Genomic DNA, 15993 nt, shown 5'->3' on the forward strand with positions numbered 1-15993 from the left:
AATTTAGTGCTATTCATATGCCTATATTACTGTAGAACTGTATGTATAAAAGGAATTATGATGTCTCTATTACAGCAACTTTATTTTATTGCTCCCGCTAAGGAGCTTTAAGGAGACGACATCTTAATGAATCATTTACAGGTTGCCAAGACACCGCCGATGGGCTGGAACAGCTGGGACTGCTACGGGGCAGCCGTTACCGAGCAGGAAATCCGCGGGAATGCCGAATATATGGCGGCGAATTTACAGCAATTCGGCTGGGAATATGTCGTTGTGGATATTCAGTGGTATGAGCCGGGAGCCGTATCCTCACAGTACCGGGCCTTTGTTCCGCTGGAGATGGATGAATACTCCCGGCTGATGCCGGCTGTGAACCGCTTCCCCTCCGCTGAAGGCGGTCAGGGCTTCCGCCCGTTATCGGATTACGTGCATAGCCTTGGCCTGAAATTCGGAATTCACATTATGCGCGGCATTCCAAGGCAAGCCGCCCATGCGGCATCCGCCATCAAAGGCTCCCGGGCCACTGCCCGCGATATTGCCCATCCGAATTCCATCTGTCCCTGGAATACCGATATGTACGGGGTCGATGCCGCTGCGGAAGGCGCACAGGCTTATTACAACTCGCTGTTCGAGCTGTACGCCGAGTGGGGTGTGGACTTCGTAAAGGTCGATGATATCGCAGCGTCCAGACTATACGATACCCACCAGCCGGAGATTGCACTGATTCATAACGCGATTGAGCATTGCGGCCGCCCGATGGTGCTCAGCCTCTCGCCCGGACCGGCACCGGTAGAGTATGCCGACTTCTTCGGCGGACATGCCAACATGTGGCGGATCACCGATGACTTCTGGGATCACTGGGAGCTGCTGCTGGATATGTTCGACCGCTGCGAGCGCTGGCAGGGCAAAGCCGGGGAGGGCAGCTGGCCGGACTGCGATATGCTGCCGCTTGGACATATCGGCATCCGCTCGGTAGACGGCGGCGGGGCAGACCGCTGGACGCGGTTTACACGAGATGAGCAGATTACGATGATGACCTTGTGGAGCATCTTCCGTTCTCCACTGTTCTTCGGCGGTGAGCTGCGCGACAATGACGAATGGACTCTAGGCTTGCTGACTAACCGTGATGTACTGGATATGCACAACAGCAGCAGCGGCGCCCGGCTCGTCAGCCGTGAGAATAACCGTGTTGTATGGTCGGCAGAGGGTACGAACGGTGTGAAGTACATTGCACTGTTTAATACAGGTGAAGCCGCGCAGACAGTCTCCGTGCAGCTGACAGCGCTGGATCTCGAAGGCCCATTATCTGTCAAGGAGCTGTGGAGCGGAGAAGAAGCGCAGCTTACCGGAGACAGCTTGGCCCGCGAGGTTGCTCCGCACGGCGCGGTGTTATACCGCTTGCAGCCGTGATAAATAGGTTTACGGAGGCGAAGGCGGTACACCAGTGGGATTTTCTCCACCTAACTACCTTCTGGTGGGTTAAAAATAGGACCTAATTGGATTTACTCCCACTAATCCCTTCCACGCAGATAAAAATTAGTATTTCACGGGAAATTAGCTGGAAGTTTTCCCACTAGATTCCGTTCTCAGTCAAAAACGAATGAATTAGATGGAGTTTTTCCATTAAGAGCCTGAAGCGACGTAAGTTCAACTGGTATAACAATTCAATGTCTGTACCAACTATACATTTATTTGATCGGCAAGTTTCCCCCAGAGGAAACTTGCCTTTTTGCTTCTCCGCAGGTACATCTTTGTGACAGCAGGCATACTTCTCGCCGCCGCAACCATACTAATTACATTCTATGAAGATGACGGAGGATGCAGAGATGGCTAAAAAATTGAACCTGCTGATGTTCAGCGGTGAATACGACAAAGCGATGGCAGGGCTGATTCTGGCCAATGCGGCAAGGGATATTGAGGTGGAAGTTACGATGTTTTTCGCCTTCTGGGGATTATTTCTGGTTCGTGATCCGGAAAAAATGACGCTGGAGGACAAAACGATCTATGAGAAGCTGATGGATGTCATTACCCCGAAGGGTCCGCAGCAGCTGCCGCTCTCGCGGATGAATTTCAGCGGCCTGGGACGGATGATGCTGGAGGAAATGATGGAGGACAATAACGCGCCGAAGCTGATTCATTTTCTTAAGGGCGCCCGCAAAAAAAACATCAAATTCTACGCCTGCAAGCTGTCTGTAGAGATTATGGGGTTCAAGCCGGAGGAATTCCTGCCGGAGGTTGAGATTATAGATGCCTCCGCTTATCTGAAGGATGCGCTGGAAAGTGATATGCAGCTGTTTATATAAGCGGCTGATGGGCTTTAACCTATTCCCTCCGCCGGGCATATACTGAGCCAGAAAGACACCGCTGTGCGAGGAAGGATACGGCGATACTCCTTATCGCCTGTTTCCTTTGTCACCAGTACCCGTGTCTGCGAGAACTAACCGGCTGGAGGGATTGTCTGTGCTAAGCATCAACCATGCCTTTTCAGAAGAGGGGCCGGCTTCACTTGAGGCACATTTCACTGCTTTTCGGGAGCACACCATCGGCATCCGCCATCAAATAACTACGCCTTATGGACGGCAACCGCTGCTCTATGCCGACTGGACAGCCAGCGGCCGTTTATACGAGCCGATTGAACGTACCGTACAGGAGGTATTCGGCCCTTATGTCAGCAATCCGCATACCGAGTCGAATACTACCGGACTGACCATGACCCTGGCCTATACCGAGGCGCGGAATATTATAAGAAAGCATGTACATGCAGGGCCGGAAGATGTCCTGCTCTTCTGCGGCAACGGCACGACCGGTGCGATCAACAAGCTGCAGCGGCTGATGGGCTTAAAGCTGCCGGAATGGCAGCGCAGGAACTTCTGCTGTACCCCGGAAGAACGCCCGGTGATCTTCACCAGCCATATGGAGCATCACTCCAATCTGCTGCCTTGGCAGGAGGGGATAGGCGATGTGGTTACAGTACCGGCCGGTGCGGACGGCAATATCGATTTGCGTGCGCTTGAGGATCTGCTCCATCTCCATCGGAACCGCCGCTATAAGATCGGCTCCTTCACCGCCTGCTCCAACGTAACGGGGATTCAGACCTCCTACGCGAAGCTTGCTGCCGCCATGCACCGCCACGGCGGAGTATGCTTTGTGGATTTTGCCGCCAACGCCCCTTATGAGGATATCGATATGCACCCTTCCTCTCCGCTGGAGAAGCTCGATGCAGTCTTTTTCTCCCCTCACAAATTCCTCGGCGGCCCCGGCACGAATGGAGTGCTGTTGTTCGACGCTGCGCTCTGCAGCGGCAGACTGCCGGATGAACCGGGCGGGGGCACCGTTGTCTGGGTCAACCCGTGGGGAGGACGCCGTTACATAGATGAGGTAGAGGTCCGTGAGGACGGGGGAACGCCAGGGTTCCTCCAGGCTTTTCGAACAGCACTGTGCCTGAAGCTGAAAGAGCGGATGAACGGCTATGGGGGGTGGATGAGGCTGCGGGAGCAGGAGCTGTGCAGCCGGCTTTTGTCCGGACTCGCCCGTATTCCCGGCTGCTCTATTCTGGCCGGCGGACATACGGAGCGCCATGGTATCGTATCGTTTACGCTGCGGGATATCCACTATAATCTCGCCGTAAAGCTGCTAAACGACCGCTTCGGCATTCAGGCCCGCGGGGGCTGCTCCTGTGCCGGCCCTTATGGGCACTATCTCCTGGGACTTGGCCACAAGCAGTCCGGGCAGATTATTGAGGCACTCCATGCCGGTGACCAGTCTTCGAAGCCGGGCTGGGTCCGGCTCTCCCTGCATCCCATTATGACCACCCGTGAGGTGGACCGTATGATCACGGCAGTGCAGGGCATTGTCAGCCATATCGCGGAATGGAGCCTTGATTACTGCTATAACGCCGCTACGAACAGCTGGCAGCACAACTCCGGACAGCTAGAGATGGAGCAGGCTGTCCGTCGGCTGTTTAGTGTATAGCGGGCCACCTGCTTAGGCTGCCCCATCCTCTTTCGCCGCCCGGGCGAACCGGGCCTCTATCGCCTTGACGCACCATAAGGAGACACCGATGAATAGCAGCACATAGATAACTTCCCATGGATTGCGGATAAACCGGTCCACATCGTTTCCGATATAAGAGACCGCGAATACCATGATCGCTTTGCCCACACAGAGCGCAAGCAGATAGGAACGCAGACGCATGCCGGCAAGCCCGGCGGCCATATTAATGACCACAAACGGACCGACCGGAAACAGACTAAGCAGAAAAACATAGCTGAACCCGCTCTGCCGGACCCAGGTCATGCTTTTGGCTACTTTCGGCCGCCCGGCCCACTTCTGCAGATACGGGTGGGAAGCGATTTTGCGGATAATCAGGAAGGTCGTCACACAGCCCGCCACCAGCCCGATCCATGAATATAAAAAGCCAAGCCATAAACCGTAAACCGCCCCGTTTAACCCTACAATTGCAATAGTAGGCAGCGGCGGAACGAATGATTTCATAAACGTCAGCCCGATCCCGGGCAGCGGCCCGAGCGTGCGGTATTGTTCCAGCATCAGCCGGAGCCGCTCCTCTGTCAGCCATGACATCACATCCAGCAAGTACATCGATTACTCTCTCCTCATCACACTACGAATTTCATCAAACCTACTCCTCTCAATTATACAATAATTCCGTTCAGCAACGCTGAAAAGACACCAGCCGGAGCATACTCTAACGGAAGCGAGCCAGCTCGGGCTCTCCTTACATTTCAATATCCGGACGCAGAAACGCCTTTTAGTATTGCCAGTTTCATTCCCCTCATGTACCGTGTTCTTATAGTGACTGTCAATAAAGGGGGAGCATTTGATGTTCATTCAATCAGAGCTGATCGATTTACGGCTGACCACCGGGCAGGATCTTGACTTCGTGCTGGCTGCCGAGCAGGATGAGAATAACCGCCGCTACATTGGACAATGGGCGAGGGACAAGCACGCTGCAGCTATCACAGATGAAGATATGCTGCATCTGATCCTTCAGGAGAAATCTGGCCAGCCGGCCGGCTACGTGATCATTACGGGACTGCAGGACCCCAATTTGACCGTCTGCCTTATGCGGATCGTCGTTCATATCCAGGGCCGCGGATACGGCAAAAAATTACTCGCACTGCTCACAGAATGGATCTTCACGCATACAGAGACGCACCGGCTATGGCTGGACGTCAATGAGCTGAATTCCAGAGCACGGCATGTGTATGAAGGGGCAGGCTTCAAGGTGGACGGTGCACTCCGCGAATCCGTTAAACGGGGTGACATTTTTGAGACCCTGCTGATTATGTCGGTCCTGCGCCAGGAGTATATGGAGTGCAGACAGCAGCTGCCGGAGCTTTAATTCCTCCACATCCTGACTGGCCACGCTTCACCAAATTGCTGATTGTATCCTAAGCATGAAAAAAGGCCGCGATCCGAAGATCACAGCCCCCTAGCATGAGGTCTTTCCCTTAAATAGGTGTTTCCACTGGCGCAGCCGGCTTAATCCCGGCAAAAACCACCGTTGTCACATACTTGCGCGCATCTGCCGTCAGCAGCAGCAGCTCCACCGGGTTTTGTCCCGGACCGCCCGGGGCGAAGGTAACCCTGGCCCCGTCCAGGTCCTCAGCGATATTGATCACTTGGTAGCCCTGTTCCAGCAGCTCATCGATTGCCTGCCGCTCTTGGTCAAACTCCTCGAATGCAGACATCTTAGACCACTCCCCCGCTGATTTCCGCTTTGACCGGACGTGCTGCTTCTGCCTCGAAACGTTTGCGGTGCAGATATTTGCCGGAGCCCGCCTGACCGACGAACTGCTTGTCACGGATGACAAATTCACCGCGGCTGAGGACGGAGACCGGCTCGCCCTTGACTTCGAAGCCCTCAAAGGCATTGTAATCCACTTTCATATGATGGGTTTCCGCAGAGAGAATTCTGTCCACAGACGGATCGAATATCACGATATCGGCATCGCTGCCGATGGCGATCGTTCCCTTTTTCGGGAATAAACCGAACAGCTTGGCACTGGAGGTAGAGATGATATCCACGAATTTATTGAGCGAGATCCGCCCCTTCTGTACACCTTCGGAGTAGAGCAGGCTGAAGCGGTCCTCGATGGTCGGCCCGCCGTTCGGAATCTTGGAGAAATCGCCGAGCCCGAGGTCCTTCTGTCCCTTGAAATCGAACGAGCACTGGTCGGAGCCGATGGTCTGCAGTGTACCGCTCCATAAAGCATCCCACAGCACATCCTGGTTCCACTGCTCGCGCAGCGGCGGGGACCAAACATATTTGGCGCCTTCGAAATCCGGCTTCTCAAGCGCAGTCTGATCCAGGACCAGATACTGCGGACAGGTCTCGCCGTAGACGCGAAGCCCTTTTTTGCGGGCTTCGGCAATCTTCCAGACCGCTTCGGCACAGGTCACGTGCACGACATATAGCTGAGAATCGGTCAGCTCTGTCAAATAAGCAGCCCTGCCGGTTGCTTCACCTTCCAGCTCCGGAGGCCGGGTCAGTGCGTGGTAGATCGGATCCGTGTTGCCGGCTGCAAGAGCCTGTTCCACCAGATATTCGATCACATCACCGTTCTCGGCATGAACCATAACGAGTGCGCCTTCCCGCTTGGCAGCCTGCAGTGTCTTGAACAGCACGCCGTCATCCGCCTGGAAGGTGTTCTTGTACGCCATGAATACCTTCAGCGAGGTAATGCCCTCGTCTTCAATAATCTGCGGCAGTTCAGCGAGTACCCTGTCATTCAGCTCCGACACCATCAGGTGGAAGCTGTAGTCAATGACCGCCTTATCCTGTGACTTGTTATGCCAGGTATCCACGGCGCTTTGCAGCGGCTGGCCCTTGGTAGTCAGGCAGAAGTCGATAACCGTTGTCGTGCCCCCGAATGCGGCGGCAATCGTTCCGCTCTCGAAATCATCGGCGGTAACAGTTCCGCCAAAGGGCATGTCGAGATGGGTGTGGGGATCAATTCCCCCGGGAAATACATAACAGCCGGAGGCGTCTACGATTTCAGCATCCGGCGCTTCCAGATTCAGACCGATTCCGGTCACAATCCCGTCCTCGATCAGAACGTCCCCTGCATAAGTGTCCGCTGCGGTAACGATAATTCCGTTCTTGATGATCTTCTTCATCCTAAACCACCTCCGCTTCCGAATATGAGCCGTTCAAGCCGCTGATTACCTGATTCCGCTGATTCCAGGTCATTGGCGCCACGCCGCTTTCCAGGGCGACCATATCAATCGCGCCATCCGCCGGACAGACAATCGAGCACAGATTACAGCCTACGCAATCTTCCTCACGCACCTGAAGAACCGCTTTGCCGTCAGCATTCGTCAGCATATCAATACATTGATGCGAGGCATCCTCACAGGCAATATGGCATTTATTGCAGTTAATGCAGTTGTCCTCGTTAATCCGTGCAACCACTTTATAGTTAAGGTCGAGATCACCCCAGTTGGAGTATTTAGGCACTGATTTGCCGATCAGCTCCGTTACCGAAGCCAGACCCTTGTCATCCAGATAGTTATTCAGACCGTCGATCATTTCTTCAACGATCCGGAAGCCGTGATGCATGACCGCCGTACAGACCTGAATGCCGGTGGATCCCATCAGCATGAATTCAACAACATCCTGCCAGGTGGAAATGCCCCCGATCCCGGAAATCGGAACACCGACCCCACGGTCCCGGGCACATTCTGCCACCATGCTCAGGGCAATCGGCTTCACTGCCGGGCCGCAATAGCCGCCGTGCGCGCCTTGGCCGCCGACATTCGGAATCGTGTTCCAGCTGTGGATATCCACGCCTGCCAGACTGTTAATCGTATTGATCAGGCTGATCGCGTCTGCACCGCCTTTAACCGCATGCCGGGCCACGACCGTAATGTCGGTAATATTCGGGGTCAGCTTCACGATAACCGGCGTGGTCGCCACTTCCTTCACCCAGGTCGTCTGCGCCTGCACCAGATCAGGCTGCTGGCCGGAGGCCGCACCCATTCCGCGCTCGGCCATGCCGTGCGGACAGCCGAAGTTCAGCTCCAGCCCGTCTACACCGACCGCCTCCACCCGCTTGACGATCTCATGCCACTTTTCCTGCTTTGGTTCTACCATCAGGGAGGCAATAATCGCATGATTCGGAAATCTCTTCTTTGTCTCATAGATTTCCTTCAGGTTCACTTCCAGCGGACGGTCCGTAATCAATTCAATGTTGTTAAAGCCCGCTACCCGCTGTCCATTAAAATGCACCGCTGCAAACCGGGAAGAGGTGTTGATGACCGGTTCACCCAGCGTCTTCCAGACGGCTCCTCCCCAGCCAGCCTCAAACGCCCGCTGCACCTGATAACCTGTATTGGTAGGCGGCGCAGAGGCCAGCCAGAACGGATTGGGTGACTTGATTCCTGCAAGATCAATACTCAAATCTGCCATTGATATTCCCTCCCTGTCATATGAAGTCCGCCTAAACCAGCCGGGCCCGTGCTGCTCACATACTCCCGGTTATACCGCGGAGCCTACTACGCTGTCCTGCAGACCCGATAATTGCTTCACAATCGCGTAGGCCGCATCCTTGCCCTGCTGTGCCGCGGATACCACCATCGCTTCACCTTTACCAGAGCCGAATACAATATCCCCGGCCGCAAAAATCATTGGATCAGACGTCCGGCCGGTCTTCTCATCAATCTTCACTACACCCCAATTGTGCTCCAGACCCAGCGCCTCGATCAGATCAATGCGCCGTTTCTGCCCGATCGCTACTACTACAGCGTCGACCGGCATCACGAATTCCGAGCCTTCAATAGGCATTGGCGTCAGGCGTCCGTCTTTGCCGGTCTCGCCGGTCAGCTTCATCTGCACACATTCCAGCCCGGTCACATTACCCAGCTCATCGCCGACAATCCGCTTTGGCAGCGTCAGCCAATTGAATTCCACACCCTCCTGCTTGGCGAATTCATATTCGAAGTCGTAGGCCGTCATCTCGCTCCGGGTGCGGCGGTAGACCATCTTCACATTCGCTGCTCCGAGCCGCATGGAGCAGGTCGCAGCATCAATCGCGGTGTTGCCTGCGCCAATGACCGCCACACGCTGGCCCATCAGCTCCAGTGTCGGGATCCCCGTCTTCGTGGTCTCTACGAGCTCTATTGCATCGTATACACCGGACAGCTTCTCGCCTTCTATTCCCAGCGGAGGAACATACCCCATTCCTGCTGCCAGTACAATCGCATCGTACTCCGCTTTGAGCTCCTCTACCGCAACGTCAACGCCAACCTTTACCCCGGTACGGATTTCAACGCCCAGCTTCTCTACCTGCTCTACTTCCCACAGCGAGATGGACTGCGGCAGCCGGAACGAGACGATCCCGTGTGTATCCAGTCCTCCGGCAAGCTGCTTGGCCTCATAGATCACTACAGCAAACCCTTCGCGCGCCAGCTCTCTGGCTGCGGACAAGCCTGCAGGACCGCCGCCGATTACAGCGACCTTTTTGCCGTTCGGCACACCAGCCTTAAACAACTGGACTCCGCTGTTAATCGCCCAGTCGGTAGCATAACGCTGCAGCAATCCGATTTGAATCGGCGCCGAAGCATCGTTCAGCACGCAGGCGCCTTCGCACAGCTCCTCGGTCGGGCAGACACGCGCGCAGCTGGCCCCCACCGGATTGGAATCCATAATGGTCTGTGCCGAGCCCTTCAGATTATCGGTGGCAATCCGCTTAATAAAGGAAGGAATATTGATGCTGGTCGGGCAGGCTTTAATGCAGGGCGCATCATAACAATAGAGACAGCGGTTGGATTCCTCAATTGCACCTTTGCGGCTAAGCCCGGGCTCAGCCTCGGCGAAGTTTCGCATGAACATGTCAGGCGTGAATGCAGTTAACGGAGAAGTGTGCTCCATCAGTTATCCCTCCCTTTGGACAAATGGCGTTTTAGGTGTTACAGAAAATCCTTATTCCCGGCTTCTAAATCATCTTTGTGTTATATAATATAACACTATTACGATAATTGCCTTAATATTTTGCTTACATATAAGGTATAATGTAGTAAAATAAACTTAAAATCAAAAAAAATGTCCTTTTTCTATCTGCTCAGGTTATATATCCTAACATATTATAATCAAACTATAGTCATTTCGATTTTTCGTTACATTAGACACATTGTCTAATTTCAAAAGTGTATTTTTTACGTGAAAGCAAGTGACAGGGCACAAGAGCGAGGGGGGAAAGCATATGGATTGGGAACTTGTATTTACCATCCGTGATGCGCTGAAAAGACCGCTGTTTGCAGAGGCGGAGATCATCGGCGGCAAACACGGACTGAACCGGGCCATCCGCTGGGTGCATGTGCTGGAGAGCGCCAGCTTCGAAAGTCTGATCCACGGTGAGGAAATGATTCTGACTACAGGCATGGGTGCGTGTGCAGATATTGCTTCTTCCTTATCCTTTATGCAGAATCTGATTGATAAGAACGCCGCCTGCTTATGTATCGAGCTGGGAGCTTACTTCAGCAGCATCCCGCAGGAGATGATCGAGCTGGCCAACCGCCATGATTTTCCGCTGATCATCTTTACCCGTACCGTACGCTTCGTAGATATCACACTCGACCTGCATTCCCTCATCATTAACCGTCATCACCGGATGCTCCAGGAACTGGAGAGTATCTCCCGTGAGTTCCACCGTCTGACACTGACTTCCCAGGGCACCCTGAAGGTGCTGCAGTTATTATGCAAAAGCACCCGCACCCAAATTGTTTATATGCAGCTGCAGGGTAAACCGTTGTTCTTCCCGGCGCTTTCGCCGGATGAGCAGGCTCCGCTGCTGAGCTTCTTCGAAGCCTTCAGCGAGGAGATGGAGGGGGTGCAGCCCGATGCCGCACCATATATCCGTGAATACGGCCATAAGATGATTGCGGTTAAGCCGGTGGGCGCACTCGACCAGACCTGGGCCTATATCCTGATGGTCTGCAATCACAAGCCGCAGGAATTCGACTGTCTGCTGCTGGATTCCGCTTCCCTCTCGATTGCCCAGGAGCTGCTGCGCACCCGCTATATGGAAGAGCGCAAGCTGTTCTCCGAGAATCTGTGGGTCGATGAGCTGATCAGCGGGCGCACCCAGGACGATAACCGGCTCAAAGGGCTGGTCGGCCCGGATTTCAATGTTGTGAACGAACTGCCCTACCGTGTCTGCCTGATTGAAATCGAGAATCCGCGCGACGTCAAATGGAACAGCTCGGAAAATGACTGGGAATCGATTACCTTCCACCTGTCGCTCATTCTGCGTTCCCTCTTCGAGAAATACTCCCTGCGGCCGCTAATCACACTCAAGAACAACCGCCTGACTGTAATTGCACTCGACATCCAGTCGAAGCTTCCCGGCAAGCTGCGGCTGCAGCAGGCACTGGATGCCCTCCAGCATATCCGGGCCGACGAGAAGCTGAAGGACCTGCAGCTCGTCATCGGAGTCAGCAAGTCCCATAAGGGTCTGAAGCATGCCTATGCCGGATATCAGGAATCCGTACAGGCCCTGTCACTCTATTCGTGCTACCAGAAATCCGTACTGTTCTACGAGGAGCTCGGGGTGTTCCAGCTTCTGCTCAACCTGAATGACGGCAAGACCCTGGAGAACTTCATCCGCAGCTATCTCGGCCCGCTGATTGACCATGACCAGTCCAAGGGCAGCGAGCTGCTGCTCACGCTCCGCGTATTCCTTGATCATGACGGCTCGAAGCAAATCGCGGCCCGCAATCTGTTCATCGTCAGACAATCGCTCTACTACCGGCTGGACAAAATCACCGAGCTGCTCGGTGAGGACTTCATGCTCCCGGAGAACCGCATATCGATTCAAGTTGCCCTGCGGGCTTACCAGCTTCTATATCCGGAGAAGCTCACTCTGCCCAGCTCCCGTTCAGCACAGCTGTGAGTGTCTCCACAATGAACTGGATATCCTCATCGGTAGAGGACAGCGGAGGTGCAACGGTCAGCACATTGTTGAAGCCTGCCACCGTATCCCCGTTTTTGCCGATGATAAGGCCTTTGGCTTTACAGTCGGCAATAATGCCTTTGACGGTGTCCAGATCGGCCGGCTGCTTGGTAGCTTTGTCGGCCACCAGTTCAATGCCGAGAACCAGCCCGAAGCTGCGGATATCGCCGACCAGCTTGTGCTCCAGCAGCCCGGAAAGCCCGCTGTACAGCCTTTGCCCCAGAATGTCTGCACGCTCCACCAGATTCTCCTGCTCCAGCACCTCCAGATTGCGCAGTGCCAGAGCACACGCAGCCGGATTGCCGCCGAAGGTGTTGACGTGGCGGAAATGGCCGTAGCTGTCACTGTTATCCTTGAAGGCTTCATAAATATCCTTGCGTACTGCCGTTGCCGAGAGCGGGAGGTAAGCGCTGGTCAAGCCTTTCGCCATGGTTACGATATCCGGCTTGATCCCGAAATTCTGATGGCCGAATTTACGCCCGGACCGCCCGAAGCCGCAGATTACCTCGTCAATAATCAGCAGCACACCGTGCTTCCGGCAGATTTCCTGCACCCGGTCCAGATACACCTGGTGCGGCACGATCACACCACCGCCGGTAATGACCGGCTCCATAATAACGGCTGCAACCGTCTCAACGCCTTCCCAGACGATAGTATCCTCAATCGCCTGCGCACATTGGAGGTTGAATTCCTCTACAGTCATGCCTGCGGGACGGCGGTAGCTGTCCGGCGGAGCAACATGCAGGAACCCGGCAACCAGCGGCTCATATTTATACTTGCGCTGCGCCTGGCCTGTCGCCGACAGCGCCCCGAGCGAGCTGCCGTGATAGCCGCGGTAGCGGGCAATGAATTTATGCCGGTAATGCTGGCCGATCTGCTGCTGGTACTGACGCGCTATTTTGAAGGCTGCCTCGTTCGCTTCCGATCCGCTGTTGGAGAAGAAGATCACATAATCACCCTCCAGCCATTCGTTCAGCTTCTCGGCGAGCGCGATAGCCGGCATATGGCTCTGGGTCAGCGGAAAATACGGCAGGCTTAGCAGCTGATTGTAGGCCGCCTCGGCCAGCTCCTTGCGTCCATATCCGACATTTACACACCATAGTCCGGACATGCCATCCAAAAATTTGTTTCCATCGATATCGGTAACCCAGGATCCGCTGGCTGAAGCTGCGATCATCGGCGGATTCGCCTCGCTGTAAGGTGTAATGTTATGCCATAAATACTGCTGATCCTTCTTGATGGCCGCTTCACTCTCTTTGCCCAGGCTCTGCATGGCAACTCTCTCCTCTCGATATTCCAGTTTATTTAACATGCATCTGATGCGGCTAATAGCGTGCAGTAATCATCTTCTTGCGGGTATAGAATTCAACACCGTCACGGCCGTTCGCGTGCAGGTCTCCATAGAACGATTTCTTGTAGCCGGAGAACGGGAAAAAGGCCATTGGTGCCGGCACGCCGAGATTCACGCCCAGCATTCCCGCATCAATCTCTTCCCGGAACTCGCGGATCGCCCGGGCACTGTCTGTATACAGGCAGGCACCATTGGCAAACGGCGAGCGGTTCGTAACCTCAATCGCTTCGGCGAGATCCTTCACACGTACGACCGACAGCAACGGAGCAAAAATCTCATCCTGCCAGATCTTCATTCCCGGCTGTACACGGTCGAAGATGGTCGGGCCGAGGAAATAACCTGCACCGGAGACCGCGCTGTCCTTCCGGCCGTCGCGCACCAGCTCCGCCTGCTCCGTGAGTCCCGTTTCGATATAGGCAATCGTCCGTTCCTTATTCAACTGGCGGATAACCGGACCCAGGAAGACACCGTCCTCCTTGCCGTTCCCGATCTTAAGTCCGTCAGCAGCCTCTACCAGGCGGCTTACCAGCTCATCCGCGATTTCCTCATGCACAACCACTACGGAGCAGGCCATGCAGCGCTCGCCCGCCGAGCCGAATGCCGCAGCGGTAATATTCTTGACCGCGTTATCGAGGTCTGCGTCAGGAAGCACAATGGAGTGATTCTTAGCTCCGGCCAGAGCCTGCACCCGCTTGCCGTGGGCCGTTCCCTGCTTATATACATATTCCGCCACCGGCTGCGAGCCGACGAAGGAAATCGCCTTCACTTCTTCATGCTCCAGCAGCCCGTTTACCACCTCATGTGCACCGTGCACCACATTCAGTACACCCGGCGGAAACCCGGATTCCGCAAACAGCTCAGCCAGCCGGTTGACCAGCAGCGGCGTCCGCTCGGAAGGCTTCAGGACAAAGGTATTGCCGCAGGCGATGGCCAGCGGAAACATCCAGCAGGGCACCATCATCGGGAAGTTGAATGGCGCAATCCCGCCGATAACCCCCAGCGGATAGCGGTACATCCCCGATTCAATTCCGGTAGCAATGTCCGGCAGCTGGCTGCCCATCATCAGTGTCGGAATGCCGGAGGCAAATTCCACACACTCGATGCCGCGCTGCACTTCGCCCAGCGCCTCCTCCAGGCTTTTGCCGTTCTCGAGTGTGATCAGCTCTGCCAGCTCATTCCAGTGCTGCACCAGGAGCTGCTGGTACTGGAAGAAATAGCGGGCCCGCCGCGGAACGGCCACCTTTTTCCACGATTTAAAAGCCAGCGCCGCTACCTGTACCGCATCATCCAGCTCTTCCTTACTCGAAATCGGAACGTAAGCGATTACCTCACCGGTCGCCGGATTATACACTTCCTCCTCTTTCCCGGAGCGCGATTCCACCCAAGTGCCGTTTACATAATTCTTAACCTTCCCGGCCTGCCCTACTAGCAAGGACATCCCCTTCACCTCTTTCATCATCTGAGTTGCCGATTATAATAGATGACCGCCACATCCGGCGGTCATCTATTAGGAATATGAGAGAAAACCTTTATTTTGCCGCCATCTCTACAATTTCGTTCGTATAGGCTTCATCCACTTTGGAGGCTTCTTTGATTACACCGAACTTAAGTGCGATATCCGCGGTCTGCTGGAAGGCTGCAGCATCGGTATAACCCATTTTGGCAGCATCAAAGCCTTCCGGCTGAATCAGCTTGGCAACCTCAGTCATCATCGTCAGCTGATGCTCACGGGTGGTACTGCCTTCCTCTGCCAGCTTCATCACGCTGTCTACAGCCGCTTCAGGGTCAGCGATAGCGTCTTTCCAGCCCTTAAGGGAAGCGCGGACGAACTTGGCTGCCGTTTCCTTGTTCTCTGCCAGCCATTCTTTGTTGGCAAACAGATTGTCTTCCAGCATCGCCACGCCCTCGTCATTCATGTCGATAACATTCAGGTCTTCCGCCTTGATGCCCGACTCCAGCACCACCTGATATTCGTTGTAGGTCATCGCCGAAGCAGCGTCAATCTCACCGCCAAGGAACTGGTCCATCGTGAAGCCCTGCTTCGTGAAGTTCAGATCCTTATTCGAATCCAGTTTGTACTTATCAAACAATGCCAGAATCTCAAACTCATTGCCGCCCATCCAGTTGCCGACCTTCTTGCCCTTCAGGTCAGCCGGTCCGCTGATTCCTGCATCCTTCTTGGAGACCAGAACAAGTCCGCTCTTCTGGAAGATTTGCGCGATCTGCACCAGCGGCATTTCCTGCTCCTGGCTGGTCAACAGGCTCGCGACCCAGTCCACACCGATATCTGCCGATCCGCCGGCCACCTGCTGCTCCGGTACGATATCCGGTCCGCCCGGCAGAATCTCTACCTTAAGCCCTTCCTCTGCGTAATATCCTTTATCCTGTGCCAGGAAATAACCGGCGAACTGTGCCTGCGGCACCCACTTCAGCTGCAACTTCACTGTTACCGGGTCTGCAGCCGGTTCTGTTGTTGCCGCCGTCTCCGGTGATGCAGATGCCTCTGTTCCCGCCGTTGCTTCTGCTGCAGACGTATTATTGTTGTTCCCGCCACAGCCTGCCAGCAAAGAGAGGACCATGATCATTACCGCCAGCAGCAGCCCGCCACGAAATTTGCCTTTTTTCCCGTTCATCAAGTGCAACTCCCCCTACCAATTTGAGTTTGTAGTC

Annotated in this window: 13 protein-coding genes; 5 read left to right on the plus strand and 8 right to left on the minus strand. The window is 54.8% G+C overall.

The features are described 5' to 3' along the window. Window positions 1–126: 126 nt before the first annotated feature. From JRJ22_RS27580 to JRJ22_RS27590, 3 genes are all read left to right on the plus strand, one after another. Window positions 127–1410 (plus strand): glycoside hydrolase family 27 protein, encoded by a 1284-nt coding sequence (locus JRJ22_RS27580; RefSeq protein ID WP_206102373.1) that lies wholly within the window; start codon window positions 127–129, stop codon window positions 1408–1410. Window positions 1411–1826: 416 nt separating this feature from the next. Continuing rightward, the gene (locus JRJ22_RS27585) at window positions 1827–2303 is read left to right on the plus strand and encodes a DsrE/DsrF/DrsH-like family protein (protein ID WP_054942370.1); all 477 of its coding nucleotides are present in this window, start codon (window positions 1827–1829) and stop codon (window positions 2301–2303) included. A 157-nt stretch (window positions 2304–2460) separates the two neighbouring features. Continuing rightward, window positions 2461–3972: an aminotransferase class V-fold PLP-dependent enzyme gene (locus JRJ22_RS27590; RefSeq protein WP_206102374.1), complete on the plus strand. Its 1512-nt coding sequence runs from the start codon at window positions 2461–2463 to the stop codon at window positions 3970–3972. Between the two features lie 12 nt (window positions 3973–3984). On the opposite strand, the gene JRJ22_RS27595 is transcribed toward JRJ22_RS27590, so the two are convergent. Then, the gene (locus JRJ22_RS27595; protein WP_206102375.1) at window positions 3985–4599 is read right to left on the minus strand and encodes a TVP38/TMEM64 family protein; all 615 of its coding nucleotides are present in this window, start codon (window positions 4597–4599) and stop codon (window positions 3985–3987) included. A gap of 241 nt (window positions 4600–4840) precedes the next feature. On the opposite strand from JRJ22_RS27595, the gene JRJ22_RS27600 reads away from it, so the two are divergent. Then, the gene (locus JRJ22_RS27600; RefSeq protein WP_206102376.1) at window positions 4841–5362 is read left to right on the plus strand and encodes a GNAT family N-acetyltransferase; all 522 of its coding nucleotides are present in this window, start codon (window positions 4841–4843) and stop codon (window positions 5360–5362) included. A gap of 109 nt (window positions 5363–5471) precedes the next feature. Here the strand turns inward: JRJ22_RS27600 and JRJ22_RS27605 are convergent, their stop codons facing one another. From JRJ22_RS27605 to JRJ22_RS27620, 4 genes are all read right to left on the minus strand, one after another. Further along, window positions 5472–5711: a hypothetical protein gene (locus tag JRJ22_RS27605; RefSeq protein WP_206102377.1), complete on the minus strand. Its 240-nt coding sequence runs from the start codon at window positions 5709–5711 to the stop codon at window positions 5472–5474. A 1-nt stretch (window position 5712) separates the two neighbouring features. Further along, window positions 5713–7140: a dihydropyrimidinase gene (gene hydA / locus JRJ22_RS27610; protein WP_206102378.1), complete on the minus strand. Its 1428-nt coding sequence runs from the start codon at window positions 7138–7140 to the stop codon at window positions 5713–5715. A 1-nt stretch (window position 7141) separates the two neighbouring features. Continuing rightward, window positions 7142–8431 carry an NAD-dependent dihydropyrimidine dehydrogenase subunit PreA gene (gene preA, locus JRJ22_RS27615; RefSeq protein ID WP_206102379.1) on the minus strand — a complete coding sequence of 430 codons (1290 nt, stop codon included), beginning with the start codon at window positions 8429–8431 and terminating at the stop codon, window positions 7142–7144. A 69-nt stretch (window positions 8432–8500) separates the two neighbouring features. Then, the gene (locus JRJ22_RS27620; RefSeq protein ID WP_206102380.1) at window positions 8501–9892 is read right to left on the minus strand and encodes an NAD(P)-dependent oxidoreductase; all 1392 of its coding nucleotides are present in this window, start codon (window positions 9890–9892) and stop codon (window positions 8501–8503) included. A 331-nt stretch (window positions 9893–10223) separates the two neighbouring features. Here JRJ22_RS27620 and JRJ22_RS27625 point away from each other — a divergent pair, with 331 nt between their 5' ends. Next, window positions 10224–11912 (plus strand): PucR family transcriptional regulator, encoded by a 1689-nt coding sequence (locus JRJ22_RS27625; protein WP_206102381.1) that lies wholly within the window; start codon window positions 10224–10226, stop codon window positions 11910–11912. On the opposite strand, the gene JRJ22_RS27630 is transcribed toward JRJ22_RS27625, so the two are convergent. From JRJ22_RS27630 to JRJ22_RS27640, 3 genes are all read right to left on the minus strand, one after another. Then, complete coding sequence (locus tag JRJ22_RS27630) at window positions 11878–13245, minus strand: aspartate aminotransferase family protein (protein WP_206102382.1); 1368 nt, start codon at window positions 13243–13245, stop codon at window positions 11878–11880. The genes JRJ22_RS27625 and JRJ22_RS27630 overlap by 35 nt on opposite strands. Before the next feature lie 52 nt (window positions 13246–13297). Next, window positions 13298–14761: a CoA-acylating methylmalonate-semialdehyde dehydrogenase gene (locus JRJ22_RS27635; RefSeq protein WP_206102383.1), complete on the minus strand. Its 1464-nt coding sequence runs from the start codon at window positions 14759–14761 to the stop codon at window positions 13298–13300. Between the two features lie 91 nt (window positions 14762–14852). Further along, complete coding sequence (locus JRJ22_RS27640; protein WP_206102384.1) at window positions 14853–15956, minus strand: ABC transporter substrate-binding protein; 1104 nt, start codon at window positions 15954–15956, stop codon at window positions 14853–14855. Between the last annotated feature and the right edge of the window lie 37 nt (window positions 15957–15993).

Source organism: Paenibacillus tianjinensis (assembly GCF_017086365.1).
GTDB classification, from domain to species: Bacteria; Bacillota; Bacilli; order Paenibacillales; family Paenibacillaceae; genus Paenibacillus_AQ; species Paenibacillus_AQ tianjinensis.